General features: G+C 56.8%; 24 protein-coding genes, 1 tRNA gene and 2 pseudogenes. 22 read left to right on the top strand and 5 right to left on the bottom strand.

Annotated elements, in window-relative coordinates; translation table 11 throughout:
• Positions 1-321 precede the first annotated feature (321 nt).
• Both ACLD72_RS00330 and ACLD72_RS00335 read right to left on the bottom strand, forming a co-directional pair.
• A complete protein-coding gene (locus tag ACLD72_RS00330) occupies positions 322-990 on the bottom strand; it encodes an RsmF rRNA methyltransferase first C-terminal domain-containing protein (RefSeq protein WP_410995294.1) in 669 nt (222 codons plus the stop codon).
• Positions 991-1,161: 171 nt separating this feature from the next.
• Positions 1,162-2,115: pseudogene (locus ACLD72_RS00335) on the bottom strand (RsmB/NOP family class I SAM-dependent RNA methyltransferase); the annotation flags it as partial.
• A 168-nt stretch (positions 2,116-2,283) separates the two neighbouring features.
• Here ACLD72_RS00335 and ACLD72_RS00340 point away from each other — a divergent pair.
• Genes ACLD72_RS00340 through ACLD72_RS00350 form a run of 3 tightly spaced genes read left to right on the top strand, consistent with a single transcriptional unit; the run spans position 2,284 to position 8,280 of the window.
• On the top strand, positions 2,284-3,405 hold the full coding sequence (locus ACLD72_RS00340; protein ID WP_410995223.1) for a glycosyltransferase family 4 protein: 1,122 nt from the start codon (positions 2,284-2,286) through the stop codon (positions 3,403-3,405).
• 13 nt (positions 3,406-3,418) lie between these two features.
• Positions 3,419-4,918, top strand: coding sequence for a metallophosphoesterase family protein (locus ACLD72_RS00345; protein WP_410995221.1), 1,500 nt, complete (start codon positions 3,419-3,421; stop codon positions 4,916-4,918).
• A complete protein-coding gene (locus ACLD72_RS00350; RefSeq protein ID WP_410995219.1) occupies positions 4,915-8,280 on the top strand; it encodes an AAA family ATPase in 3,366 nt (1,121 codons plus the stop codon). The genes ACLD72_RS00345 and ACLD72_RS00350 overlap by 4 nt, the downstream gene beginning before the upstream one ends.
• 333 nt (positions 8,281-8,613) lie before the next feature.
• Here the strand turns inward: ACLD72_RS00350 and ACLD72_RS00355 are convergent, their stop codons facing one another.
• On the bottom strand, positions 8,614-9,660 hold the full coding sequence (locus ACLD72_RS00355) for a hypothetical protein (protein WP_410995218.1): 1,047 nt from the start codon (positions 9,658-9,660) through the stop codon (positions 8,614-8,616).
• A 437-nt stretch (positions 9,661-10,097) separates the two neighbouring features.
• Here ACLD72_RS00355 and ACLD72_RS00360 point away from each other — a divergent pair, with 437 nt between their 5' ends.
• The 4 genes from ACLD72_RS00360 (at position 10,098) to ACLD72_RS00375 (ending at position 11,888) form a co-directional block, all read left to right on the top strand.
• Positions 10,098-10,670, top strand: coding sequence for a xanthine phosphoribosyltransferase (locus tag ACLD72_RS00360; protein WP_410995217.1), 573 nt, complete (start codon positions 10,098-10,100; stop codon positions 10,668-10,670).
• A gap of 113 nt (positions 10,671-10,783) precedes the next feature.
• Complete coding sequence (locus ACLD72_RS00365; protein ID WP_128632630.1) at positions 10,784-11,116, top strand: hypothetical protein; 333 nt, start codon at positions 10,784-10,786, stop codon at positions 11,114-11,116.
• Between the two features lie 136 nt (positions 11,117-11,252).
• Positions 11,253-11,468 carry a hypothetical protein gene (locus tag ACLD72_RS00370; protein WP_036624225.1) on the top strand — a complete coding sequence of 72 codons (216 nt, stop codon included), beginning with the start codon at positions 11,253-11,255 and terminating at the stop codon, positions 11,466-11,468.
• Positions 11,469-11,543: 75 nt separating this feature from the next.
• Positions 11,544-11,888, top strand: coding sequence for a carboxymuconolactone decarboxylase family protein (locus tag ACLD72_RS00375; protein WP_251590015.1), 345 nt, complete (start codon positions 11,544-11,546; stop codon positions 11,886-11,888).
• Between the two features lie 28 nt (positions 11,889-11,916).
• Here the strand turns inward: ACLD72_RS00375 and ACLD72_RS00380 are convergent, their stop codons facing one another.
• On the bottom strand, positions 11,917-12,384 hold the full coding sequence (locus ACLD72_RS00380; RefSeq protein WP_410995216.1) for a hypothetical protein: 468 nt from the start codon (positions 12,382-12,384) through the stop codon (positions 11,917-11,919).
• Positions 12,385-12,535: 151 nt separating this feature from the next.
• Here ACLD72_RS00380 and ACLD72_RS00385 point away from each other — a divergent pair.
• From ACLD72_RS00385 to ACLD72_RS00435, 11 genes are all read left to right on the top strand, one after another.
• Positions 12,536-12,620 (top strand) — tRNA-Leu (locus tag ACLD72_RS00385).
• Between the two features lie 371 nt (positions 12,621-12,991).
• Positions 12,992-13,681, top strand: a complete 690-nt coding sequence (locus ACLD72_RS00390) for a class I SAM-dependent methyltransferase (RefSeq protein ID WP_410995215.1) — start codon at positions 12,992-12,994, stop codon at positions 13,679-13,681.
• A 205-nt stretch (positions 13,682-13,886) separates the two neighbouring features.
• Positions 13,887-15,497, top strand: a complete 1,611-nt coding sequence (gene nikA / locus ACLD72_RS00395) for a nickel ABC transporter substrate-binding protein (RefSeq protein WP_458475443.1) — start codon at positions 13,887-13,889, stop codon at positions 15,495-15,497.
• A gap of 12 nt (positions 15,498-15,509) precedes the next feature.
• On the top strand, positions 15,510-16,451 hold the full coding sequence (gene nikB, locus ACLD72_RS00400; RefSeq protein ID WP_410995212.1) for a nickel ABC transporter permease: 942 nt from the start codon (positions 15,510-15,512) through the stop codon (positions 16,449-16,451).
• Complete coding sequence (locus ACLD72_RS00405) at positions 16,448-17,311, top strand: ABC transporter permease subunit (protein WP_410995211.1); 864 nt, start codon at positions 16,448-16,450, stop codon at positions 17,309-17,311. Before nikB ends, ACLD72_RS00405 begins: the two co-directional genes overlap by 4 nt.
• 2 nt (positions 17,312-17,313) lie before the next feature.
• Complete coding sequence (locus ACLD72_RS00410; RefSeq protein WP_410995209.1) at positions 17,314-18,180, top strand: ABC transporter ATP-binding protein; 867 nt, start codon at positions 17,314-17,316, stop codon at positions 18,178-18,180.
• A complete protein-coding gene (locus tag ACLD72_RS00415) occupies positions 18,149-18,970 on the top strand; it encodes an ABC transporter ATP-binding protein (RefSeq protein WP_410995207.1) in 822 nt (273 codons plus the stop codon). The genes ACLD72_RS00410 and ACLD72_RS00415 overlap by 32 nt, the downstream gene beginning before the upstream one ends.
• 135 nt (positions 18,971-19,105) lie before the next feature.
• Positions 19,106-19,255, top strand: a complete 150-nt coding sequence (gene rpmG / locus ACLD72_RS00420) for a 50S ribosomal protein L33 (protein ID WP_036624149.1) — start codon at positions 19,106-19,108, stop codon at positions 19,253-19,255.
• Between the two features lie 227 nt (positions 19,256-19,482).
• Positions 19,483-19,740 carry a hypothetical protein gene (locus tag ACLD72_RS00425; RefSeq protein ID WP_458475444.1) on the top strand — a complete coding sequence of 86 codons (258 nt, stop codon included), beginning with the start codon at positions 19,483-19,485 and terminating at the stop codon, positions 19,738-19,740.
• A gap of 14 nt (positions 19,741-19,754) precedes the next feature.
• A complete protein-coding gene (gene rpsN, locus ACLD72_RS00430) occupies positions 19,755-20,024 on the top strand; it encodes a 30S ribosomal protein S14 (protein ID WP_410995203.1) in 270 nt (89 codons plus the stop codon).
• Between the two features lie 86 nt (positions 20,025-20,110).
• Positions 20,111-20,602 carry a hypothetical protein gene (locus ACLD72_RS00435; protein ID WP_410995201.1) on the top strand — a complete coding sequence of 164 codons (492 nt, stop codon included), beginning with the start codon at positions 20,111-20,113 and terminating at the stop codon, positions 20,600-20,602.
• Between the two features lie 71 nt (positions 20,603-20,673).
• On the opposite strand, the gene folE2 is transcribed toward ACLD72_RS00435, so the two are convergent.
• A complete protein-coding gene (gene folE2, locus ACLD72_RS00440; protein WP_410995199.1) occupies positions 20,674-21,603 on the bottom strand; it encodes a GTP cyclohydrolase FolE2 in 930 nt (309 codons plus the stop codon).
• 301 nt (positions 21,604-21,904) lie between these two features.
• Here folE2 and ACLD72_RS00445 point away from each other — a divergent pair, with 301 nt between their 5' ends.
• The 4 genes and pseudogenes from ACLD72_RS00445 to ACLD72_RS00460 all read left to right on the top strand — a co-directional run.
• Positions 21,905-22,345, top strand: coding sequence for a Fur family transcriptional regulator (locus ACLD72_RS00445; RefSeq protein WP_410995198.1), 441 nt, complete (start codon positions 21,905-21,907; stop codon positions 22,343-22,345).
• Positions 22,346-22,556: 211 nt separating this feature from the next.
• The gene (locus tag ACLD72_RS00450; RefSeq protein ID WP_410995197.1) at positions 22,557-23,045 is read left to right on the top strand and encodes a class I SAM-dependent methyltransferase; all 489 of its coding nucleotides are present in this window, start codon (positions 22,557-22,559) and stop codon (positions 23,043-23,045) included.
• Between the two features lie 19 nt (positions 23,046-23,064).
• A complete protein-coding gene (locus ACLD72_RS00455) occupies positions 23,065-23,187 on the top strand; it encodes a hypothetical protein (RefSeq protein WP_410995196.1) in 123 nt (40 codons plus the stop codon).
• A gap of 26 nt (positions 23,188-23,213) precedes the next feature.
• Positions 23,214-23,564: pseudogene (locus ACLD72_RS00460) on the top strand ((2Fe-2S) ferredoxin domain-containing protein); the annotation flags it as partial.
• Between the last annotated feature and the right edge of the window lie 26 nt (positions 23,565-23,590).

Consider the following 23,590-nt stretch of genomic DNA (forward strand, 5'->3'; position numbering starts at 1 on the left):
AGCAACCCGGGGGGATTGATCCGGAAGCGCTGACTGGAGAATATCCAATAGAATTGGAAAATTAGTGGTAAATACAGTAGCTTGATTGGATATTTTCCAATAGATCGGGTTCAGTAGGGTGCAAAACGGGTGATGTGAGCGAAATCTATTGGATTTTTTCCAATGAGGGCTGCAAATGGTGTTCGATATCCGGCAATCTATTGGAGTTTTTCCAATCAGGGGGGAGGGGGGCGGTCGGCAAGCTTAGGAGAGGTAAAAACACGGCAAAATCCCCTTTCGGGAATGTTGCCGTGTCGGACTTCGGATGTTGGGCTGCTCTGTTTAATAGTGCTGCCGCAAGCCTTTGGGCAGGTGGTTTTTGAGCTGGCCACCGCTGGCTTTGCCCCAGCCGAGCGGGAAGCTGGCGCCCCCGCAGGCGATGGTGACGAGGTGCCAGCCGCGCAGATCGGCGGGCACCTCGAGCGTTTCGCCGCGCAGGTAAGCGGCCGCGGCGGGCGAGTCTTCGCCGAGCGTCCAGACACGCGCGGCTTCGGAGGCGCCGAGCGCCATCGCGAGCGCGTGGGCGGGCTGGAACCGGCCTTTACGGACGTCGCCGAGGTGCAACCCGGCGCGCGGCACCTTCAGGCCGGTCAGGTGGTCCGGCGAAAGCGGCAGGCTGCTGCTGGCAGGCAGCAGGTACAGCGCTTCGCCGAACAGGAGCGGCGTGCCGCTCCCGGACGCGAAGGCGCCTGAGGCGGGCAGCTCGTCCGCCGCCCAGGCGCGGAAGGCGTCCCAGGCCGCGGCGGTCTCCCGGCCGGCGTGGCCGGCACGGGACTCGCGGCGGCTGCGGCCGGGGCGCTCCCCGCGCCCGCCTTTGGCGGCGGCGCTGCCCTTGCCGGCGCTGCGCAGCGCGTCACGGCCGCCGGCCTCGCCGAGCGCGGCACCGGTGCCGGGAGCGTCCGCGCCGCGCCTGAGGGCGGGCCGGCCGCCGCCCGGGGCAGCGCTTTGCATGCCTGCGGCGAGAAAGCCGCCGCGTCCGTGCCTGCCAGCGCCGTGACGGCCGCCGCCTGGCCCGCCATCGCCAGGAGCGCTGCCGAACCTGGCGCCGCTGCCGTCTGCCGCTGGCTCCCCGCCGTCTGCTGCGGGCTCGCCGCCGTCTGTTCCGCCATCGCCGAACCCGCCGCCGCCGCTGCCGCCTGCCGCGGCCTCGCCGCCGCGAGAGCTGTCGCGAGAGCTGTCGCCCTCCGCCCAGTGAGCCGCCACGCCGCCCTCCGCCCCGGCGTCCCGCTCGAGCAGGGCGACGTAGTGGCCCTCGCCTTGCTCGCGGTGCGGCCAGATCCGCTTCTCGGCGATCAGCCGCAGGAACGGATACGCCTCCAGCAGGCGGGCGATCGTATCCTCGTTTTCGCGGCGGTTAAACGTGCAGGTGGAATAAGCGAGCCGTCCGCCAGGCTTTAGCATCGCCACCGCGTCCTGCAAAATATCCCACTGCCTCGCCGCGCAAAGCTCCACCGCCTCCGGGGACCATTCAGCCACGGCCTCCGGGTCTTTGCGGAACATGCCTTCGCCCGAGCAGGGGGCGTCCAGCATGATCCGGTCAAAGGCGAGCGGAAAACGCGCGGACAACTCCGCAGGCGCGGCCTGCGTCACCACGGCGTTCCGGATGCCAAGCCGTTCCACATTTTCCGCCAAAATGCGGGCGCGCTGCGGATGGATTTCGTTGCTGACGAGCAAGCCTTGTCCACCCATTTTGGCGGCAATTTGCGTCGTTTTTCCGCCGGGAGCCGCGGCCAGATCCAGCACTGTTTCGCCCGGCTGGGGATCGAGCAGCTCCACGGCCGACATCGCCGAGGGCTCCTGAATATAGTATAGTCCGGCGGCATGATAGGGATGTTTTCCCGGCCGGGTATGCTCCTCGTAATAAAAACCCGTACCGCACCACGGAACGGGGCGCAGCGTGAACAGCTCCGCGAGCCGCGCCGCCGCCGCGCCGTGCGGCCTGGCTTTCAGCGTATTCAACCGCAGCCCGTACACGCGCGGGCGGGCATAGCTGGCGAGAAACCGCGCCCCTTCGTCCTGGCCGAGCATCGCCAGCGCCGACTCCCGAAATGCGGCTGGCAGGGTAGGCATAGTCATATTTTTACTGCTCCTTTCCTCCAAAAAAAACCGGTACACACTACTTCAGCAGTGTATCATATTGCTTTTCAATCTCAAAAGGGGAATGGATGTTCCTTCCTGCCTATGGCATAATGGAAAAAGAAGCGGTCATCCGCAAAACAAGAACGACGCGCAAAGGAGAACCCTATGAGACTGTTGCAGGCTTTATTTTTTCCTCCGGAACAGCCGGGGGGCGTATCGTCGATGATCCCGTACCTGCAAGACCGGTTTAATCTTCCCCATTGGGAAATGGAATTATTTTCGCTGCCGAAACGCATCCGCTCCAAAGGGAGCGATCCCGTACAATTTTCCACCTTTGATTGGGAGAAGTTCGGGGACAGCCCGATCGTGCAAAAATATGTGCAAACGTACCGTGCTTACTTATGGTGGACCAAGCTGCGGATTAAACAGCCGTACGACTTGATCCATGCCCACCACCCGATTGCCGGGCTGGCCATGAAGGAGGTTTTCCCGGATACCCCCGTCATCCAAAGCATTCACTCGAGTTACGAGCGGGAGCTGATTTTAAACGGGCGGATTCGCGCGGACGGTCCGGAGCACCGCTTCCTCACCTCGCTGTATAGGGAGCTTGAGCACCGGACGGATCGGCTGTTAACGGTATCGCGTTCTTTTGCCGAATATTTGGGTTCCTATGTGGAGAAGCCCGGGGCGATCGGCGTCATTCCTAACGGTTTTGACGAAAAAAGATTTAAACCGGTGCCGCATGAAAACGAAGTGGCCCAACTGGTGACGGTCTGCCGCCTCGTTCCGGCCAAAGGGCTCGACGTCCTGCTGAACGCATGCGCCGAGCTCAAAAAGCGCGGGCACAATTACGTGCTGCATATTATCGGCGACGGCCCAATCCGCCAGGAGCTGGAGCAGCTTGCCCAGCGGCTGGGCATTTACAATGAAACGATTTTTTACGGGTACACGCTGCATCCGGAGGAGTTTATGCCGTTTTTCGACATTTTCGTCCTGCCCTCGCGGGCCGAGGCGTTTGGCTCCGTGTTTGCCGAAGCCGCCCTCTGCAGCCTGGCGCTCGTCGGCACGGCGGTCGGCGGAGTCGCCGAGCAGATCGAGGACGGAACAAACGGCCTGCTCGTGCCGCCTGAGGACGCTCTGGCGCTGGCCGAGGCGCTGGAGAAAGTGATCGTGGATCCGGACTACCGCTACCAGTTGGCGCGAAGCGGCTCGGAGAAGGCCAAAGCGCATTATTCGCTGAACCGGGTTGTGCATGAACTGAAAAAACTGTATCTGCAATTCAAATGATGGAGCTGGTATCATGAAATCATTTCGTTTTCTCCACGCCGCCGATCTGCATCTGGACACCCCGTTTTCCGGGATGTCCGGCGTGCCGGATCGGCTGCGTGCATATTTGCGGGGCTCGACCTTTGCCGCCTTTGACCGCCTGATCCGGCTGGCGATTGCGGAAGCGGTCGATTTCATCGTTCTCGCCGGCGACATTTACGATGCCGCCGATTCGTCGCTGCGCGCGCAGCTGCGGCTGCGGGAAGGCTGGGACAAGCTGGAGCGGCACGGCATTCCGGTATATCTCATCCGCGGCAACCACGATCCGCTCGGCAGCCGCCGCTTGCGCCTGGAATTGCCGCCGCATGTGACGGAGTTCGGCGCGCAGGCGGAAAGCCGGGTCGCCGTCCGGCGCAGCGACGGTGAGCCGGTCGCGGTCGTCAGCGGCATCTCCTACATAACGCCGGCGGTGACGGAAAACCTGGCGCTGCGCTTTCGCCGCGATGAGACTGAGGCGAACTCGCTGCTCTACCACATTGCCCTGCTGCACGCGAATGTGGACGGCCAAGAGGGGCATGACGCTTACGCCCCGTGTTCGCTTCGCGAGTTAAAGGAAGCGGGCTACGATTATTGGGCGCTTGGCCATATTCACAAACGGCAGATCCTTAGTGAAAAACCTTGGGTTGTTTATTCCGGCAACATCCAGGGGCGCAGCTTGAAGGAAACCGGCCCCAAAGGATGCTACATCGTCGATGTGCATGAGAACGGACAGGCTAGCCTGGCGTTTCACAGGCTGGACCAGGTGTTGTGGCGGGAAATTACGGTGCCGATCGACGGTTTGGCAAGCGAGGAGGCGTGGAAGGACCGGGTGGAGGAAGCGCTGGAGGAGGTGCGGGAAGCCGAGCCGGGCCGGATCAGCATTGTCCGGCTGACCTTCACCGGGCGCGGCCCGCTCCATACGCTGCTGCAGTCCGGGCAGGAGGCCGCGGAGCTGCTGCAGGAGCTGCGGCGCCGGGAAAACCGGTTGCTGGAGGAAGAAGGCTTGGGCATCGCGCCGGAGAATGCGCCGTTTGCTGCAACGGGCGGTTCAGCGAAGGATGCATCCGGCAGGATGGCTAGCGTTGTAACGGAGAGTGCTCCGGGCAAAACGTTAAGCGGTGCGGCAAGGAACCATGGTGTTACGGCAACGGATGCGGCGGACGATTTAGCGGTGCGGGCGCCCTTGGGCGGCGTCGTTTGGCCGGCCGGCTTTAAAGTGGAGACGTCGCTGGAAATGGATCGCCTGGGGCTGCTGGAAGAGGACAGCTTCCTCGGCGAGCTGCTCCGGCTTGGCGAGCGGGCCGGGCGGGAGCCGGGGGTGCTTGAGGACATCGCCGGCGCCGCGCTGGCGCCGCTGACGGAAAACCGGACGCTGCGGCGGTTATTGAAGGAGCTGGAACCCGAGGAGCGCCTGGCCTTGCTGCGGCGGGCGGAGGAGCTCGCCTGGGCGCTGCTGGCGGAAGAAGGAACGGCTGGCGGGAGGGGAGTATCATGAGGCTGGAAAAATTGCAGGTGAGCGGGTTCGGACATTTGCATGGCCTGGATGTGGAACTGCTGGGCCCGGTCACGGTTTTATACGGCCCGAACGAAGCGGGAAAAAGCACGCTGCTCGGCTTCGTGCGCGCGATGCTGTTCGGCATCCCGTCGCGGACGTTTGCCGCCGAGCGGTTTGAGCCGGTGCGCGGCGGCGTGCACGGCGGAGCGCTGACGATCGCCGCAGGCGATGGCTCACGCTGGGTCATCGAGCGTTATGCCCAGCCGCCGGAAGGCAGAAACCTGCCGGGCACGCGCGGTGACCGGCTGCGGATTACGCGCAGCGATGCGGCCGGCCGGCTGCAGGAGATGACGCAGGAACAGATGCAGCGCGAGCTGCTGGGCGGCTTGTCCAAGGCGATGTACAAGCAGCTGTTTGCCGTCTCGCTCACGGAGCTGCAGGAGGTAGGCGCTTTGCAGTCCGAGGAGCTGAGCCGCTTTTTGTTCCACGCCGGCATCGGCGGGGGCGCGGCGGTACTGCGCGGGGAGAAAAAGCTGGCCCAGGACATGGACAAGCTGTACCGCCCGCGCGGCCGCAACCAGGAGATCGCGCAGCTGGTGCAGGCGGTCGAACGGCTGGAGCGCGAAGCGGAGGCGGCCAAAGCGTTGCTCCCGCGCTACAACGAGGTGCTCGAGGAGCTGGAGGAGCTGGCCGGGGAGCTGACGGCCAGCGAAGCGGAGCGTGCCGAGCTCGCGCGGGAAACCGCCCGCCTGCACAAGGCGGCGGCAAGCCGCGGCGACTGGCTGCAGCGCGAAGCGATCCGCGCCGAGCTGGCTGCGCTGCCGGCGGCGGCGCGCTTCCCGGAGCAAGGGCTGGCGCGCTGGCAGGCGCTCCAGGCGGAGCGGGACCGCCTGGAGCTGGAGCGCAGCGACTGGGCCCGGCGGCGGGAAGCGCTGCGGGCGGAGCTGGCCGCGCTGCAGCCGCGCGCGGCGGTGCTGACGCGGGAGCCGCTGCTGCGGCAGTTGGCCGCCCGCTTGCCGGCCTACGAGGCGCGGCGGCGCGAGCTGGCCGAACTGGCGGGCGAAGCCGCCCTGGTTCGGGCCCGGCTGGCGGAGTGCCTGCGCAGCATCCACCCGGCTTGGCGCGCCGAAGACCTGCGCGCCTTTGCCGGGACGGTCGGCGAACGGGAACAGGTTCGCCGGTTCAGTGCGCGCTTCGCCGCCTACGACAAGGAGATGGAGCTGCTGCAAAGCGAGCGCTCCAAGCTGGAGCGGGCGGCGGCGAGCGCGGAGACGGCCCGCGCGGCCGCGGCGGCGCGGCTCGAGGACAGCGCGGCGGCCGGGCGCAGGCAGTTCGCGATGCTGCTCCCGCAGGAGCGCGGCGAAGTCCGCGCCTTGTGGGGCGAGCTCCGCGGCGAGCTGGACCGCTGGCGGGACAACGCAGCCTCCCGGCTCGCGGCAAACCGGGCCGCCGACGCGGAAGCGTTGACCGAGGCGCGGCTGCGCTCGCTTTACCGGAAGCTGCTTGCCGGCGCTTGCGTGTTGACGCTAGCCCTCCCTGTCGTGCTGTGGCTGGCCGCGGGGTCGCTTTGGAGCGCCGCCTTTACGGGCGTATTGCTGCTGGGTCTCGATGTTTACCTCGCCATCGGCGCTTTCCGCGGCAAGCTGGCGGGGGCGTCAGGGCGGCGCTCCGCTTCGGCGTCACGCCGGCCTGCCGGAGCCGCCGGAGCCGGGGAAGCCGGCGAAATGGAGACGCGCCTCGCGGCGCTGCTGTCCCGGCTCGTCCGGCATCCGTTGACGGCGGCCGCCGCGGCGGGAAGCAGCTTTGCGGCTTCGCTTCGCACGGAAGCCTGGGACGAGGAGGAGCGGCAGCTGCGGCGGCTGATGGAAGAGTGGCAGCTGTGGGATCAGCGCCATGATGGGCTCGAAGCGGAAGCCGCGGCTTCGCGCAGCCACGCTGCGGCCGCGAAAGATGAACTGCAGAGCGTGGAGCGGGAGCTTTCCCGGCGGGAGGCGGATTTTGCCAAGCTCGCTGCCGAATGGGAGCGCTGGCTGGAGGAGCGGCGGCTTTCCGCCGACCTGTCGCCGGAGGCGGCGATGGATGTGTTTCATCTGGCCGGTCAGGGACGGGAATGGCTGAGCCGGATCGACGGGCTTGAGGATAAAATTGCCGGGCTGCGGGCGGAAAACGAGCGGTTTGAGCGGGAATGCCTGGCTTTGCAGGGCGACGACAGGCTCGGTAAGCAAGCGGCGAACGGTCCGGGCGAGAAACAGGCGGTGGACGGCGGCATAAACGACGGAATTCCGGTTTCCTTCGCTGTGGTGCCTGGTTCGGATGCCGGCACGGGCGGCGCTAATGACGAAATGGCATCAGAAACGGCAGAGCCCGGTGCCGGTGCCGCAGTCAGGCTTTTGGAGGATGCCCTGGCGGAGCTGGAACGCGAGCTGGAGCTAAAAGCCGGGTACGATCGGCTGGCCGCCAAGCTGGGGCCGCTGGACGAGGAAGGGCTGCGCTTGGAAGATCGCCTGCAGCAGGTAGTTCAAACGGAGCAGCACTTGCTCGTGGAAGGACGAGCCGCAAGCGGAGAGGAATTTCTCCGCATCGGAACCGCAACCGAGCGGCGGGAAGCGCTGGAAAGGGAACTACGGCAGCGCGAGCTGGTGCTGTTTGCCGGTTTGGACGAAGACAAGCGAAACGATTTGGAACGGCTGCTGGAGCGCGTGGACGAAGCGGAATTGAAGCGGCGGCATGAAGAAGCGCGTGCGGCAGGCGAAGCCGCGGAAGCCCGCTGGCGCAAGCTGCAGGAACGGCGGGGCCGTCTGCTGCAGGAGCAGGAAAGCCTGGAGGCGCGCTGCCGGCAGGAGGATCTGGCGCAGCAGCTGGCGGAACAGCAGGCGGCGCTGGAGGAATACGCCGATAAATATGCGGTGATGGCTGTATGCCGCGAACTGATTTTCCGCGTGCGGCGCATTTACGAGGAGGAGCGTCAGCCGGCCGTGCTGCAGGCGGCATCGCGGTATTTTGCCCAGATGACCGGCGGAACGTACCGGCGGATTGTGATGAAAATGGGCAGCCAGGAGCTGATGGCCGAGCATGCTGACCATGGCCCGATCGACAGTGCTCATTTAAGCCGGGGTACGGCGGAGCAGCTGTATCTGTCGATGCGGCTGGCTTTGTCCGAAGCGGTGGCGGGAGGCCAAGGGAGGCTGCCGCTGCTGCTCGACGATTTGTTCGTCAATTTCGATGTTTCCCGTCTGGAAGGGGCGTTATCGGTGCTGCGGACGGTTGCGGAACACCAGCAAATTATCATGATGACCTGCCACGAACACGTTGTGGGCCGGGTTAAAGCGGTGCTCCCGGCGGCACATATCGTTGAAATGTAATCGGGGGGCGGTTTGTTTCTAAATAACGCAAATGTTGGTGACGGCGACGGCGACGGCTGATCCGGTGCATGTAGGCTAACGGACACCACAGACCTTATTTGCTTGAAAAAACGCCGTTATTATTTTTAACGGACAGGAGAGCCTTTATTTGCTCGGAAATGGCCGCAGACGCACCCCAAAATGCTGAATAAGGTCTGTGGTGTCCGTTACATTTGGAAAAGGGGTGATTTCGCCGCAATAACGGCACTGTGGTCCGTTAGGATTGGCTTATGCGGCCTGTCTTCTTTGAAGGTCCGCCGATTGATGTCTTTCTTACGGCTCCCGAGCAGCCTGTTAGTTTCCGGTTTTTCCTTTATTCTTATAGGCTCCCAGCATAAAGGCCCAAAACAGGCTGAACAGGCCGAATATCGGGTAAAGCACTGAAAGCAGGGAGCTGAAGCCGAACTGGCTGGTGACGTAGCAGATCACCAATACCGTAACCGAGATCAGCATCGGCGGTACATGAATGTGCTGCTTTAGCTGCAGAGTGACGCCGTATACGTCGGCTACGAACGTGCTGAAGATTTCCATAAAAATCAGCAGCACATAAATGAGCTGGACGGTTGTCCCAAGCTGCTGGGCAATGCTGCCCATTGGAATCTCATACTGCACGATCCCCGGCATATTGGCGGAGAGCGCAAAATGGCCGGCCATCAGCATGAAGCCGACGCCTGCGCCGCCAATAACCCCGCCCATGACAATCACCTTTCGGCTTTCGGTGTGGCTGCCGATCGGCACGAGCACCGCCTGGGCCATCGAAAGATTGAAGGCGGAGTACATCAGCGGTGACACCCAGGCGGCCAGGAGAGGGGTATCGGTTTCCAGCGTCAGAAAGCGCATCGCCCCCGGCGAGCCCGCCGTATTGAAAATGATCACCAGCGAAAGGATCAGCATCAATGGTACGACGATGGAATTAAGCTGCATAACGCCTTTTATCCCCCGCCCGAGCAGCAAAAAGGTAAAAATCAGGGTGATCCAGAGTCCTGTCTGATAATGCAGGTCCAGATGCTCCATGAACACCGAGCCGGCTCCCGCCAGCATGACGCTGTTGACGCCGATCAAGACGATCAGAGTAAACAGGCTGAGCGCACGGCCGGCGCGCTCCCCAAACAGCTTGCGGTTCAAATCCTCGTATGAGGCGGCCTTGATTTCGCGGGCGAGCAGCATCATTTTGGTGCCGAGCCAAACGAACAGCAGCGTGGACAGCAGAATCGTGAGTATACCCCATTTTCCGTACCGGGTGAAAAACTGGAGAATTTCCTGTCCCGTCGCAAAACCGGCGCCAACGACGGTACCGATATATGTGAAAGCGATTTGTAAAACTTTCACGCTATTTTTCATGGTTTTCCCCCCGGTTCATGTGCTATATATAGTACAAGGTATGTTGTCCAAGAACGGGACATGACTCAAACCCATAGAGAGGTAGTTCAAAAAGTCAGCTTTTGAAGATATAAGGAAGAATAGACGTCCAAGTATTAGCTTCCTTATATCGCAAGAAAAACTACCGATAAACGCGGTCTGGCTTCCTGGAAGGTGCGTCGATAGAAGTTTTTCTTATCACGAAGCAAGAACATGGAGCGTATTCGGCATCGAATCTTGAATTCAGCCGGGGCAAGCTTATGCCACGTACCCAAAACGTACGCTCCGCTCCTGAAGTCCCTAGCTTCATCCGACCTAAAGCGTTTTGAAAAAACGCACTTCGGAAGCATACGCTTCGGTGCTGAAAACCTGACTTTTTGAACATTCACTTAAGATAATAATTATTTGGAGGAAAAAAGATGGAGCTGTTAAAGCAAAAGATTGCGGAGCAAGGCGTGATTGTTTCGGACCAGGTGCTGAAACTGGACGGTCTGCTGAACCATCAGGTGGACCCGAAATTAACGATGGAAATGGGCAGGGAGTTTACGAAACGGTTTGGGGATGCCGGGGTTACGCGGGTCGTGACGGTGGAATCGTCGGGCATCGCCGTGGCGTTCGCGACGGCCTACGAGCTGGGGGTGCCGCTGCTGTTTGCGCGCCGCAAAAAAACGCTGCTGGCCGAGCCGGACATGCTGTGCGAGCGGGTGCCTTCGTTTACGAAAGGCATCGTCACGGACATTCTTGTGTCGCGTGAGTTTATTAGCGAGAATGACCGGGTTTTGTTCATCGATGACATCATCGCCAACGGCGACGCGGCCCGGGGGTTGATCAAAATCATCAGCCGCGCCGGAGCGGAGCTGGTCGGAGCGGGCATCGTCGTTGAAAAATGTTTCCAGCCGGGAGCCAAGGCGATTCGCGATCAAGGGATCCGTTTGGAGTCGTTGGTCCGCATCGCATCGCTGGATGACGGGCGAATCACGTTTGCGGACTAAGTGCGAAAAAGGACAAAGCAGGCTCGGAAAAAGAAACAATTTTGCAAGCAATCCTTTGCAGGCCCCCTTTTTTTCGCTATAATGAGGATTACTAGGGAGAGGAGGCTTAAAAAATGGGGAAAGAATTGGCAGTAGACGCGGAGTTTTTCCTTTCGAAATTGTCCGAAGCGAAGGTTACCTTTGAACGTGCCTTGGATTGCAAACATACAGAGTTTGATGACCTTTATCCCTATATGCTAGAACATCCTCAGTTTTTCTGGTACAAACGCTATGTAGCATGGTCGCAATTGTTGACGATAACCGGGCTGTGCCAAGAGCTCGATGTGCCTTGGAAGGAGCAGTTCAGTCCGCAGCAGGTAGGGTATTTGGAACAAAGGGTCATGTCGGCCAAGGTGCTTGATTTTTGGTTTGAGACAAATGACACCAAGGAGCATGCTTCACGGTAAGCGGCAAGCTTAAGTCATATTGATTTTCCATAAGGTTCTGGAGTACTGAAGACTCCGACTGGCTTTCGGCCGGCGGGGTCTTTTTCTGCGTGGCTGGATATATTGTATAATAGGAGCTGGAGGTGGGTGTTTTTCGATGATCACGGATGAAGAATTAAACGCATACCGTCTATCCGGCGAAAAAGTTCGGGTGATTCGCGATGCAATCGAAGCCAACGACGTCCGGGGGATTGTGGTGGCCTGGGATGATACGCATGTGCTTATTCGCAGGCCCAACCGCAATGTGGTCAAGCTGGACCGGAATTATATTTACCAGCCTTCGCGGGAGCCGCGGGTTACGCCGGAGGTATAGCATATTTTTTGCCTGGCGGGACATCGTATAAATGATACGATTGACTATCCTCTACAGGAAAGGATGCTTAAGCCCATGCCGCTCGTGAGCGAGAAAATCAAAGCGTACAAGGACGAGATCGGCCGTTACGGCGATTCGCTGCCGGGCATCACGGAAGCTTATCACGCGTTTACCGGAGCAAGCCTTGCGGACGGTAAGCTGGACGCCAAAACGAAGCAACTGATCGCCCTCGGCATCGCTTTGTCCACGAATAACGAAATCTGTACGTTTTACCATGCCGAGGAGGCGAAGTCTAAGGGAGCGACCGATGCGGAAATTTTGGAAACGGTCGCCGTAGCTTCCGCGGCTTTGGCCGGAAACGCGCTATCGCAGGGCGTAACCCGCGTGCAGCAGGCTTTGTCCTCGCCGCCTGTGCAGTAACGGAGAAAGGGACCCTTCAGGTGATGGATCACACCTTGGAGGGTCCCTTTTTTGCTGCGCTTGCCGGGAAATTGCCATCGCCCGCGTTCTGGAGGTAGGCTGCGGAGGAAGGCTCTCCTTTGGCCGCCGCGCCGCCGCTGCCGCCCAGATACGCACGCATCCGCGAGGACACCTCGCGCTGCAAGCCGGCCCACAGAATGCGCATCTTGCCATGGAAGCCGCGGCAGCGGTACTCCGCCTGGATGCCGTTTTCGTCCTGGCTGATCCGGTATATTTCGATGTTGCGCTCGCGGAACTTGCCGTGAATCTCTGCCAATACGAGCGCCACCCGCCGTTCTCCGCCGCGGATGAAATCGGCGTAGACTTCGGGGCTTTTCAGCACCCCGCTTTGCTCGAGGATTCGGGCGTCCCGCTGAAATACCTTCTGTAAAAATCCAAGCAGCAGCGCGCTTTTGATTAACGCGAGCTCATCCTCTTTGAGGCCGGGAACAGCCATGGGGAAACACCGCCTTTGCATGCGAACTTATGTTCTTATCATACCCTAATGGAGCGGTTTTAATCAAGGGGAGGTTTTTGGTTGTTGATTTGCTTCAAAATACATGGTATTATATATTTCGTTGCTGCAAAACAATGCATCGACGAAATATGCGGTCGTGGCGGAATTGGCAGACGCGCACGGTTCAGGTCCGTGTGGGCTAACCCCCCGTGGAGGTTCGAGTCCTCTCGACCGCATCAATCGCTTTAACAACAGGTTTCAGATCTGCTCTTCTGTGTAGATCCGAAACCTTTTTTAATATTATGGAAATTATAAGTTTTTGGGGTGGGAGGACAGGCCCAATCTCTTCGCCTATTTTGCTGACATCACGCTTAGAAAACAGCGCACTAAGGGAGGAATTGAAAAGCTTTATTCAATCGGATCGATTTGTACGTGAAGTTATGTTCTGGCTACTCATTAAAGAGGGCTGTTTTTTTTGCTTTTAAAAGACTGTGAAATGACCCGTAGTTAATTTGAATTGACATCATGGAAATATGTTGGTACGTTTCTTAAACGTAATAATTACTATTAATAATTTGGATAACCATATTTGAAAGGAGTCGGCTATATGAAAGAGGAAGTGTTGTATGACCGGTGGTGGCATGCGCCGGCGGAGAGCGAACAGCAAATGGAGGATAGTCACGCCCCTTTTTGGGAGAAAGTGCTGGACCGCATGGTGGAAAAGGACGGGATGGGTGATCTCTCCGTTCTGGATTTTGGGTGCAATCAAGGCGGATTCCTGCGGTTTCTATACGCCCGCCATCCGTTCAAAGAAGGTGTCGGAACCGATTTGGGCATCGAATCGATCCGGGTTGCCAATGAGCGGAAGGGGGACTTGCCGCTCACGTATGTAGCAACGGCGTCCCCGGAGCAATGGGGGCAGCGCTTTGACCTGGCCATAAGCACTGCGGTTATCTATCTGATCTCCGATCTGCAGGAGCATGCCCAAAAAATCAAAGCGGTGCTCAAACCCGGAGGCGTATATTACGCAAGCTACAGCGATTACAGCAACAACCCGAGCCTGCCCCAAATGCGCGAGAAAATCGACAGCGGCGGCAAGCTTCCGATGAATCTCCACTCGCTCGACGATATTACCGGGGCTTTCCTCGGGGAAGGGTTCACAGCGGGCATCACCCGACTGACGCCGAAAACATTCATTCCGCTGTCCGAAAATGAGCGGTTCTTCCAAAGCGTGCGGGACCGTATTCAATACGAATATGAAGAGGCCTATCTGTTCCGTTTTACAGCGCCTTTATAGAGGTTGTTCAAAAAGTCGTCTTCCCATGACGAAGTAGGTTCAAGGAGCGGAATCGACGTCGAATCTTGAATTCAGCCGGGCCTTCCGTTGCTCACGTAGGTTTGCCTACGCTCCGCTACTCAGTCCCTAGCTTCATCCAACCTTCTCGGTCCTGGAAACCCGACTTTTTGAACTCGCACTTATAGATAGAGGAGATTTATTTATGATGAACATTAAAATAAAAACCGGCATATTGGTGCGAACGGCGTTGGCGCTTCTGTTGGCGGCGATGCTAGGGGCCTGCTCCAACGCGGGACAGAGCCAATCCCCGCCGGTTAAGGCGATCTCAATGACGTGGCCGCGGGACGTTGGTCCGCTTAATCCGCATCTGTACACGCCCAGCGAGATGTTCGCCCAGTCTATGGTGTACGACTCGCTTGTTTCTTACGGCGCAAACGGGGAAATCGAACCCTCCCTTGCCGAAAGCTGGGAGATATCCGATGACGGCTTGACCTATACGTTTCATCTGCGGCGGGGGGTTCAATATTCCGATGGCTCCGCTTTTAATGCCGATAATGCCGTGAGAAATTTCGAGGCGATCATGGCCAATCGAAACCGGCACAGCTGGATGGGAATCGTTCGCCATATCGGCGAGGTGAAAAAAGTGGATGAGTACACGATCCGCCTCCGCTTGACCGATTACTATTATCCGGTGCTGCAGGATTTGTCCTTTGTGCGTCCGTTCCGCTTTCTGGGTGACGCGGGGTTTCCGGAGGACGGCAAAACGTCCGAAACGATTGCGGGGGCGATCGGTACCGGTCCATGGAAGCTGAAAGAGTATAAAAAAGACGAATACGCGATATTCGAGCGGAATGAGCATTATTGGGGAGAGAAGCCCCGCCTGGAGCAAATTACGGTGAAGATCATTCCCGATCCTGAATCGATCGTCTTGGCGTTCGAGAAGGGCGACATCGACCTGATTTATGGCCAGGGCGTGATCAGTCGCGATAGCTTTCAATATTTGAAGGACTCGGGGAAATACGGCGTCGCGCTTTCGGAGGGACTCAGCACCCGCGGCATCATTATGAATACGCAGATGGACGGCACCTCCGAGCTGGCGGTGCGGCGGGCGATCCAGTACGGCATCGACAAAGACGCGCTGCTGCAAAACATTACAAAAGGAACGGAGCTCAAGGCGGATACGGCGCTCGGGCGCAATGTTCCTTACGCGGATCTCGATCTAAAGCCGATCGATTACGATCCCGACAAGGCCCGGCAACTGCTGGATGAGGCGGGGTGGAAGCTTGAACCCGGTTCCGGCATACGGATGAAGCAAGGCCGCCCGCTCAAGCTGAAGTTTGTTTACATTGAGACGGAAGCTGTGCAGAAGCAGATGGCGGAAGTGATCCAAGGCGATCTTGGCAAAATCGGCATCAAGCTCGAAATCCAAGGAGCCGAAGTAATGCTGGGGCTGCAAATGCTGCGAAACGGCGAAGCGAATATGAACTTTTGGTCCAGTTACGGAACGCCCAACGATCCGCACAACTTTGCGACGGTCATCGCGACGCCGACGATGGACGGATTGTACGAGGCTTTTTCCGGCCTGCCGGAAAAAGCTGAAATGGACGGCATCGTTCAAAAGGCGCTGATCAGCAAAAACGATGAAGAACGCAGCCGTCTCTATGCCGAGCTGCTGTCCCGCATTCATGAGCAGGCGGTCATTTATCCGATTTCGTACGAAGCCAACGCGGCGGTCTATCAACCGCGGTTGACCGGTGTCGCGCCGACGGCGTCCAAATACCGCTTCCCGTTGGAAACGATTGACGTTGCTCCTTAAGCGGGTGGGCGGATGACACGGTTTATTTTCAGACGTTTGGCCGAATTGCCGTTTGTGCTGCTGGGCGTGTCCCTCCTGACTTTTCTGCTGGTCCGGCTGGTGCCCGTGGAGCCTGCGGAAGTGATTCTGCGGCTGTCGAATTTGCCCGCGACCGATGAGGCGGTGGCGGAGGTTCGAGCCGGATTGGGGATGGATAAGCCGCTCTACGTCCAATATGGGCTATGGCTTTCCCGGACGATCACGTTTGATTTCGGGTCTTCCTATGTGAGCAAATTGCCGATTGCGGACGAGATCGCCGCCAAATTTCCGGCCACCCTCCAGTTGGCCCTGTCGGCCTTACTGTTAACCGTCTTGATCGGCGTGCCGCTGGGCATTCTATCTTCGCGATTTCATACCCGCTGGATGGATCGGGTCACCGCGGTTTTCATGTACATAGGAGCGGCAACGCCGCGCTTTTGGCTCGGTTTTTTGCTTCTTTATGTCTTTTCGCTCAGGCTCGATTGGCTTCCGTCTCAGGGCAAGGAGGGCTTAGCGCATCTCATTCTGCCGTCGCTCACGCTGGCACTGCCCCAGATAGCGGTGGTGGCCCGGCTGCTCAGCAGCCAAATGCTGGAACAGATGCGGGAAACCTTTGTGTTGTATGGTCGATTCAGGGGGCTGGGCGATGGCTTCATTTTGGTCCGTCATGTGCTGCGGAACGCTCTGGCGCCGATTGTTACCGTTCTGGGACTCGGCATCGGGAATATGCTTGGCGGAACGGTGATCGTCGAGCAGGTGTTTGGTTGGCCCGGCATGGGCCGATATTTGATGGAATCGATCCTGAATCGTGACTATCCGGTGATCCAATGCTATGTATGGCTGATGGCAGTTGTGTATGTAACGGTGAATCTGGTTGCGGACGGGATACAGCGGCTTCTCGATCCCAGAGCGGAGTATGGAGAGGGGAAGACATGAGGCTGAATCCGTCGAAGATGAACGTTTCGTCCTCCGGGGCTCGTCTGATCCAAGGAGGGGATATGCGCCTTGCGGGAGCTGCGCTGGTCTTCTTGCTGCTGCTTGGCGCATCCGGGGCGCTGGCTCCCTGGATCGTGCCAAACGATCCGGACTTGGTCGATCTGGCCATCAAATTCAGCCCGCCTTCCTGGGAATATCCCTTTGGAACGGACCATCTGGGCAGGTGCATCCTGTCTAGGCTTTTGATGGGCATTCGTTATTCCCTGGGGGGAGCTGTTGTCGTTATGGTGTGCAGCGTTGTCACAGGTACGGTTGCGGGGGCTTTCTTTGCCTGGAAAGGCGGCCTTCTTGATCGGTTGTTTATGCGCTGCTGCGATCTGCTGCTGGCGTTTCCGACCCTTGTCTTGGCTTTTGCGCTTGTCGGAGTCCTGGGCCCCGGATTTGTCAATTTATTGCTGGCTTTGATCTTTTCGCAATGGATTGCCTATGCCCGATTTGTCCGCAGTCTGGTTCTGTCTTTGAAAACCAGCGATTATGTGCGGGCGGCGATCGTATCGGGGACCACAGGCTGGAAATTGGTGCGGAGGCACCTGATACCGCAGGTGGCCATTCCCGTGGCCGTGCTCCAGTTCCTGGAAACGGGAGGCGTCGTGCTGGATATGACAGGTCTTACGTTCCTCGGGCTGGGGGTGCAGGCGCCGGAAGCGGAGTGGGGGATGATGTTAAATGAAAGCAAGTCTTATATTTGGCAGTACCCTTGGCTTATGGTGTATCCCGGAATAGCCATTTTGCTTACGGTCATTGCCTTTAATTTGATCGGGGATGGGCTCCGAGCCCGATTTGACCCCAGGGAGCGGTGAGGATGCGAACGGAATTTGCAAGCAATGCTGCCTTGTTGGACTTGGATCATGTCACGGTTAGCCATCAGCGGAGTCAACATCGCGTATTGGAAAATATCTGCCTGTCGCTTCCTCCGCATGGGGTTCTGGGCGTCGTAGGCGAGAGCGGCTGCGGCAAAACGATGTTATGCCGGGTCGTGATGGGCTTGCTTCCTTCGGGGTTCCGGATAGCGGAAGGCGAAATCCGGTTCAGAGGAAATCCTCTTGGAGGGTTATCCCCGGGACAATTCCGTTTGCTTCGAGGGAATAAAATGGCGATGATTATGCAGAATCCGATGGCGTCGTTTAATCCTCTGCGCACGATTGGAGCTCATTTGACGGAAACGTTTTGCCTTCATCTTGGCGTCAGCAAGAAGGAGGCGACCGATTTGGCGGTAGAGTCTCTGAGCAGAGTCCGGCTGCCGCGTCCGATGGACTTGATCAAGCAATATCCGTTTCAGTTAAGCGGAGGCATGCTGCAGCGGGTGATGATCGGCATGGCTCTGGCCTTGAATCCGGATCTGATCGTTGCGGATGAACCGACCACCGCGCTGGACGCCTGCAACCGGAAATCCATTTTGCAGGAGCTGAAACAGGCGCAGCGGGAGACCGGAGCCGCGGTTTTGCTCGTCACCCACGACCTGGACGTGATCGCCGAAATGGCGGACACGGTCGTGGTGATGCGAAGCGGTAGAGTGGTGGAAACCGCGCCCTGCGCCCGATTGTTTGATGCGCCCGAGCATCCTTATACCCGCCGTCTGTTAAGTGCCCGCATAAGCTTTCCGTTGGATTCGGACACGTTATATCCGGCTTTAGGAGATGTTGCTCATGTTCCTGCTGGAACTAGATGAGGTTACCAAAACATTTCCCGCGAAGATCGGGGGCTGGCGAGGGAGGAAAGACCTCTACCTCGCGCTCGATCGCGTTTCGCTGGGGATTGGAGAGCGGGAATGCGTTGCTTTGGTGGGGGAATCAGGGTCGGGGAAAAGCACCCTGGGCCATCTTATTCTGGGACTGGAGCGGCCTGACTCGGGCGCGGTGCGGTTCATGGGACAAGATTGGCATCGCATGACGTCCCGCGAGCGCCAACCGTTTCGAAAGTATATGAACGCGGTTTTTCAGAACAGTTCCGCCGCGCTAAATCCTAGGATGAAGGCGGGAGACATCGTGCTCGAACCGCTGTATAACTACGAGAAAATGGGGAAACAGGCGTATAAGGAGTGTGCAGGTGAGCTGCTGGCGAGGGTAGGGCTGGATCCGTCGTCCGCGGACCTTTACCCGCATCAGTTCAGCGGCGGAGAGCAGCAGCGGCTGGCGATCGCAAGGGCAATCGCTGTGCGGCCAAAGCTGATTGTTTTGGACGAAGCGACAAGCAGTTTAGATGCTATCACACAGTTCGAAATCCTCGCATTGCTGAAAGAGCTGCAGCGGAATTTGAATATGTCCTACTTGTTTATTACTCATGATATGAAGGCGGCTTGTACCTTTGCCGACCGGCTGGTGGTTATGGAGGAAGGCCGGATTGTGGACGAGTCTTCCATCGACTTCGTCAAGAACCTCTCGCATCCCGCTGCGTTGAAATTGCTCGACTCTATGCTCATAACGCATCCGAGTCAAAGAGAGCGCGTTCTTGACCTTTAGGCCAGCCCCTTCTTTATTTATTTGGCTTGCAGACATATGAAATGACGGACACCATCGGAGTGATTGACAGGAAGGGGAAGGGAGAGTAAAATGATTAAATCGTAATGATTACGAATAAAGAGGAGGTGTTTAAAAATGAGAGTTGTGATTACCTTGGCATGCACCGAGACGGGAGATCGCAATTACACGACCACCAAAAATAAGAAGACGCATCCCGAACGCATGGAATTGCGCAAATACTGCCCTCGGCTCAAAAAATACACGCTGCACCGCGAAACGCGTTAATGGATGATAGGAGATCGGTGAGGGACGCTTTGATTATATCCTGATTGAATCGTGGGCATCGCTTCAGCTATTTTTTAGCAACTGGCCCGAAGTGTTGGACAGCGAACCCGAAGTTCTGGAACGCTGGGATGATACATGGGGCGATCGAATGACCGAACTGGTCCCGTTATACGAATAGCGCCCTACCATAGAATTGAAGGCATATGAGAACTCGGGGTGATGAAAAGATGGAGAACAAGCCAAATCTTCTGATTCAAGCCATGGAGTCCAAAGGTTTGCGTATTACCTCGCAGCGCAGATGGATCGCGGAGCTGTTCTCCGTCTCTACCGGATTCGTTTTGCCGCGTCATATGCATGCTTATCAGCAAACCTTTCCAATCGATTATTGCCCGTTGGACAACGACATCGACATGCCGGAAGCGTTTCAGATCATATCGCACAAATTCGAAGTTTACGGTATATGCGGCGTATGTGCCGCAAGTTAAAGGAGAAATCAAGCATGGCTAAGAAATCAAAGGTTATTAAAGAACAGAAAAGACAAGCGCTGGTGCAAAAGTATGCCGAAAAGCGCAGAGAGTTGAAAGAAAAAGGGGATTTTGCGGCTTTGCAAAAGCTGCCCCGCGATTCATCGCCTACTCGTCTGCATAACCGTTGTTCAGTAACAGGACGGCCAAGGGGATATATTAGCAAATTTAAGGTATCCCGGATCGTATTTCGCGAGCTGGCTCACCAAGGGCAAATTCCCGGTGTGAAAAAGGCGAGCTGGTAATTTTCCGTGCTCTTTGGATATTTTTAGGCTTTATAGGATATGGCTGAATCCACGGCATTTGTATTTGCGAAATCGGAGGGAGCCTGTTGGCATACATTAGCAGTAAGAATGAGGAAGAAAAGGTGGTCAGTGTTCATTCCGAAGAAAGGTGGCAGCGGAGGGACCTGGAGCTTACAAACTGGTTGCGAAGCGTCAAACGAAGAAAGCGAGCCAAACAAACGGTATGGCTTGGCAATATAGAGGTTGATGCGGAGATGTTCCCGGCGCTTGTTTGTCTCAAGCGAATACAGATCCAAACCGAATTTTCCTGTGCGGGCGTCAGCCCGCTGGATGAACCGGAAGATCATTCGCTTTATGCTTATATAACCATGCTCTCATCCGAGAAAACCGATAGGTTCGTGCAATTTGCCATAGAGCGGATGAGGCATCGTCTGCTTGTAACGTTCGAACCGTCGCGGAACCGGTACGACTTTTCTTCTTTTTTTATCGGACATAATCGTTCCTTTTGTTTGCTCTTGCAGCGCTGCGCCGAGACGTTTGCCCGGCTTGAACAAGATCGGACAACGGACTGTCGATAATAGTATCGGGGGCGTTCCTGGGAACACCCCTTTTTATTTCAAATTGAGGAGAGCAGGAAAAAAACGCTCTGTTAATGCGTAACCTCTTCCTTTCTTTTATCGTACGTAATCACCGCATAAGCATCATGCATATGAATCGATTCCTCATTTCGACATTCCACCGTGAAAGCTTGCACCGCCTCCATTTCATACAAATCCGCAGCGACAAGCCTGACCATATCTTCCACGAAACGAGGGTTTTCATAAGCCTGTTCCGTGACCCTCTTCTCGTCCGGACGTTTCAGAACCGGGTGAAGCGCACTGCTGGCATTGGATTCCGCTGCTTCCAGCAACATCGCTTTCCAATCATGCACCGGGGGCGAAACCGGATCGATCTCGACGGTCATCGTCACCATCCCGCGCTGATTATGAGCACTGTATTCGCTAATTTCCTTGGAGCATGGGCATAACGTGGTTACGGCTGCTCGCAGACTTACTTCAGCAGTAAAGGGCTTCCCCTTCTCATACGCGGTTTTGATCGAGGCTTCCGCATGATTCAGCCCCGCTTTCTCCGTAACCGGGGCCGTTCGTTCGTAAAACCAAGGAAAAGTCATCGTTATTTCGGCCTTGTCCTGTCCCATCCGCTCCGCAAGCTCACGGACAAAATCGCACAGATCCGGAAGCTCGCTTGTCCAGCCTTTTTGACGATATCGTTCCAATTGTTCCGTCAACCTGCTCATGTTAATGCCTTTGGACTCCCGAGGCAAGCTCGTAGTCAGCGTGATCGTCGCAACACTGGTTTGGGTGCCCGGCTCCATTTCGGAACAAACCAGTATCGGGTGTTGAACCCTGCAAATACCGACACGGCCGATGGGAAACAGGTAGTCTTCCCGACGATTTTGTAAATCTGCCATTTGTTCTTTGGCTGTCGGTTTATTTCCGGAAATGGGGGCAGTGGAACCGAAACGTCGATGCCGCTCCGGTTTGGCGGGGAGAATCTTTTGGTTTTTGATGGGTTGCATTGTATACACCTCATGATCGTGCGGTGCGGTTCAAGCGGATCGTTGATTTTTTTTGCCGTAATTAACGATTTGCCCGAGAACCGATCGTGCACATGTGTTTATTCGTAATTATTACTAATAAAGTTTACTATAAAATTCGGATCGGGTAAACATATCGCTTGGTGAAAACAGATTACAGCTCAGACTTCATATGACAATTCCCCCCTTTCTTTGCTAAAATAAAAAGACAGGATTCTTTCCGACGAAACGTCCGTGCGCAAGCGTGATGCTTCGTATATAGAAGAAGGGAACGTGTGATGTAATGAAAGAAAGCCAATCCAAAGTAAGAGAGATGCTGGATACAATGGCGCGGAACGGATGGAGGGTGACCGAGCAACGAAGAACGTTGGCGCAAATTTTTGCCGATCATGAAGGTTACCTGTCGCCCAGAGATGTCTACGATCAAATGTCCGTCCGTTATCCGAGCATGAGTCTGGACACGGTTTACCGCAATCTCCGGATGTTAAGCGAGATGGGAGTATTGGAGCATTTCTACTTTATGGATGGCGGCTTGAAATTCAAGGAGAACTGTACGGCGCACCATCATCATCATTTGATTTGCGTCAATTGCGAAAAAACGCTTCCTTTTGATTATTGTCCGATGGACCCTGGCCTTCAGTTGCCGGGGAATTACAAAGTGCTGCGGCATCGTTTTGAGGTTTACGGGATTTGCGAGTCCTGCCAGGCACAGCAGAATGAATAACCATAGGGTAGATAACAAGGTGCCTGTATCCATTGATCAGTAAGCATGCAATCTCTTCGGGATAGATAAAACCTATTGATAATCGTAAAAATTACGAATAATATAGTAGAGTAGCACTTATTCCTAAGGAGGAGATGGAGAAAATAGACGGGAATATCAGGTTATTTATAAATCGTAATTTTTACTATTAAAATGGCGGGCGGAGGAATCGATGAGCATAGGCGAAACGATAAAATGGTATGAAAAAAGCTTTGGCGAAGACTATTTGCTTGTCTATAAGCATCGCAATCAACAGGAAGCCGATCGCTTTGTTCAAAAGGTTATGGACTGGTTAAAGCTGCCCCCGGGAAGCCGGATCCTCGACCTTTGCTGCGGAGCGGGCAGGCACGCTCTGGCACTGGCTGATGCCGGCTATCGCGTCACAGGCGCAGATCTTTCCCCCGTGCTGCTGCGAAAGGCAAAGGAAGCCGATTCCGGCGGATGCGTTAGGTGGGTTGAAGCCGACATGCGCGCTTTGCCGGAAGACAGCACGTTCACGGAATGCTTTGTATATCCAAGATCATCTCGTTCCTTTTTCCAGGCGGAAAGAGAACGGTGTAGCCATTTTAGAGAGCCGATCGATTCAAAACGGCTTCGTGACCAAGGAAATCGTGATCGAAGAACCAGGGAGCCGATCCCGCAGCTATACGGAACGCGTTAAGCTTTATTCGCCGGAGGCGATGAAAAGCATGTTGGATGGCGCGGGCCTCCAGTTGGAAGCGATGCGTGGAAGTTACGACGGAGAAGCCTACGATAAGCGGCATTCTCCGCGAATGATTCTGCTGGGGCATCGGGAGCCATGAACAACAAATCGACAGGGAGGGTGTTTATGGCAACTTGGAATTTGCAGGAGACGTTCTGCCATTTTCTTATTTGCAACGGCGGCAGCTGCATGCAGCGGCAGGCTGAGGAGGTAACACAAGCGATCCGGGACGAAATCGCTTTGCTCGGAGCGGATCGGCAAATGCACACGACCCGCACGCGCTGCAATGGACGATGCGCCGACGCTTGCGTCGTGATCGCTTATCCGGAAGGAATTTGGTACAAGGATATCACCCCTGGGTTGGGCAGGGAATTGGTACGTCGACATGCCGCCGGAAGTCGTTTGGAGGAACGAATCGTCTATAGGTTTGAGCAACGTTTTGAGGCTACCGGACTTTCTGCAGCAGGTCAAGAAAAGCATTCCGTAACCGTGATTCGCGGTGA

It is taken from the genome of Paenibacillus lacisediminis, from assembly GCF_046567315.2.

Bases quoted from the DNA above. Each gene is read 5' to 3' on its own strand.
- ACLD72_RS00405 (WP_410995211.1), top strand. From the start codon at position 16,448: ATGAGGCTGAATCCGTCGAAGATGAACGTTTCGTCCTCCGGGGCTCGT.
- ACLD72_RS00370 (WP_036624225.1), top strand. From the start codon at position 11,253: ATGATCACGGATGAAGAATTAAACGCATACCGTCTATCCGGCGAAAAA.
- ACLD72_RS00355 (WP_410995218.1), bottom strand. From the start codon at position 9,660: ATGAAAAATAGCGTGAAAGTTTTACAAATCGCTTTCACATATATCGGT.
- ACLD72_RS00375 (WP_251590015.1), top strand. From the start codon at position 11,544: ATGCCGCTCGTGAGCGAGAAAATCAAAGCGTACAAGGACGAGATCGGC.
- nikA (WP_458475443.1), top strand. From the start codon at position 13,887: ATGAACATTAAAATAAAAACCGGCATATTGGTGCGAACGGCGTTGGCG.
- ACLD72_RS00350 (WP_410995219.1), top strand. From the start codon at position 4,915: ATGAGGCTGGAAAAATTGCAGGTGAGCGGGTTCGGACATTTGCATGGC.
- ACLD72_RS00390 (WP_410995215.1), top strand. From the start codon at position 12,992: ATGAAAGAGGAAGTGTTGTATGACCGGTGGTGGCATGCGCCGGCGGAG.
- ACLD72_RS00345 (WP_410995221.1), top strand. From the start codon at position 3,419: ATGAAATCATTTCGTTTTCTCCACGCCGCCGATCTGCATCTGGACACC.
- rpsN (WP_410995203.1), top strand. From the start codon at position 19,755: ATGGCTAAGAAATCAAAGGTTATTAAAGAACAGAAAAGACAAGCGCTG.
- ACLD72_RS00365 (WP_128632630.1), top strand. From the start codon at position 10,784: ATGGGGAAAGAATTGGCAGTAGACGCGGAGTTTTTCCTTTCGAAATTG.
- ACLD72_RS00445 (WP_410995198.1), top strand. From the start codon at position 21,905: ATGAAAGAAAGCCAATCCAAAGTAAGAGAGATGCTGGATACAATGGCG.
- ACLD72_RS00450 (WP_410995197.1), top strand. From the start codon at position 22,557: ATGAGCATAGGCGAAACGATAAAATGGTATGAAAAAAGCTTTGGCGAA.
- ACLD72_RS00330 (WP_410995294.1), bottom strand. From the start codon at position 990: ATGCAAAGCGCTGCCCCGGGCGGCGGCCGGCCCGCCCTCAGGCGCGGC.
- ACLD72_RS00340 (WP_410995223.1), top strand. From the start codon at position 2,284: ATGAGACTGTTGCAGGCTTTATTTTTTCCTCCGGAACAGCCGGGGGGC.
- rpmG (WP_036624149.1), top strand. From the start codon at position 19,106: ATGAGAGTTGTGATTACCTTGGCATGCACCGAGACGGGAGATCGCAAT.
- ACLD72_RS00425 (WP_458475444.1), top strand. From the start codon at position 19,483: ATGGAGAACAAGCCAAATCTTCTGATTCAAGCCATGGAGTCCAAAGGT.
- ACLD72_RS00360 (WP_410995217.1), top strand. From the start codon at position 10,098: ATGGAGCTGTTAAAGCAAAAGATTGCGGAGCAAGGCGTGATTGTTTCG.
- nikB (WP_410995212.1), top strand. From the start codon at position 15,510: ATGACACGGTTTATTTTCAGACGTTTGGCCGAATTGCCGTTTGTGCTG.
- ACLD72_RS00455 (WP_410995196.1), top strand. From the start codon at position 23,065: ATGAAAAGCATGTTGGATGGCGCGGGCCTCCAGTTGGAAGCGATGCGT.
- folE2 (WP_410995199.1), bottom strand. From the start codon at position 21,603: ATGCAACCCATCAAAAACCAAAAGATTCTCCCCGCCAAACCGGAGCGG.
- ACLD72_RS00410 (WP_410995209.1), top strand. From the start codon at position 17,314: ATGCGAACGGAATTTGCAAGCAATGCTGCCTTGTTGGACTTGGATCAT.
- ACLD72_RS00415 (WP_410995207.1), top strand. From the start codon at position 18,149: ATGTTGCTCATGTTCCTGCTGGAACTAGATGAGGTTACCAAAACATTT.
- ACLD72_RS00380 (WP_410995216.1), bottom strand. From the start codon at position 12,384: ATGGCTGTTCCCGGCCTCAAAGAGGATGAGCTCGCGTTAATCAAAAGC.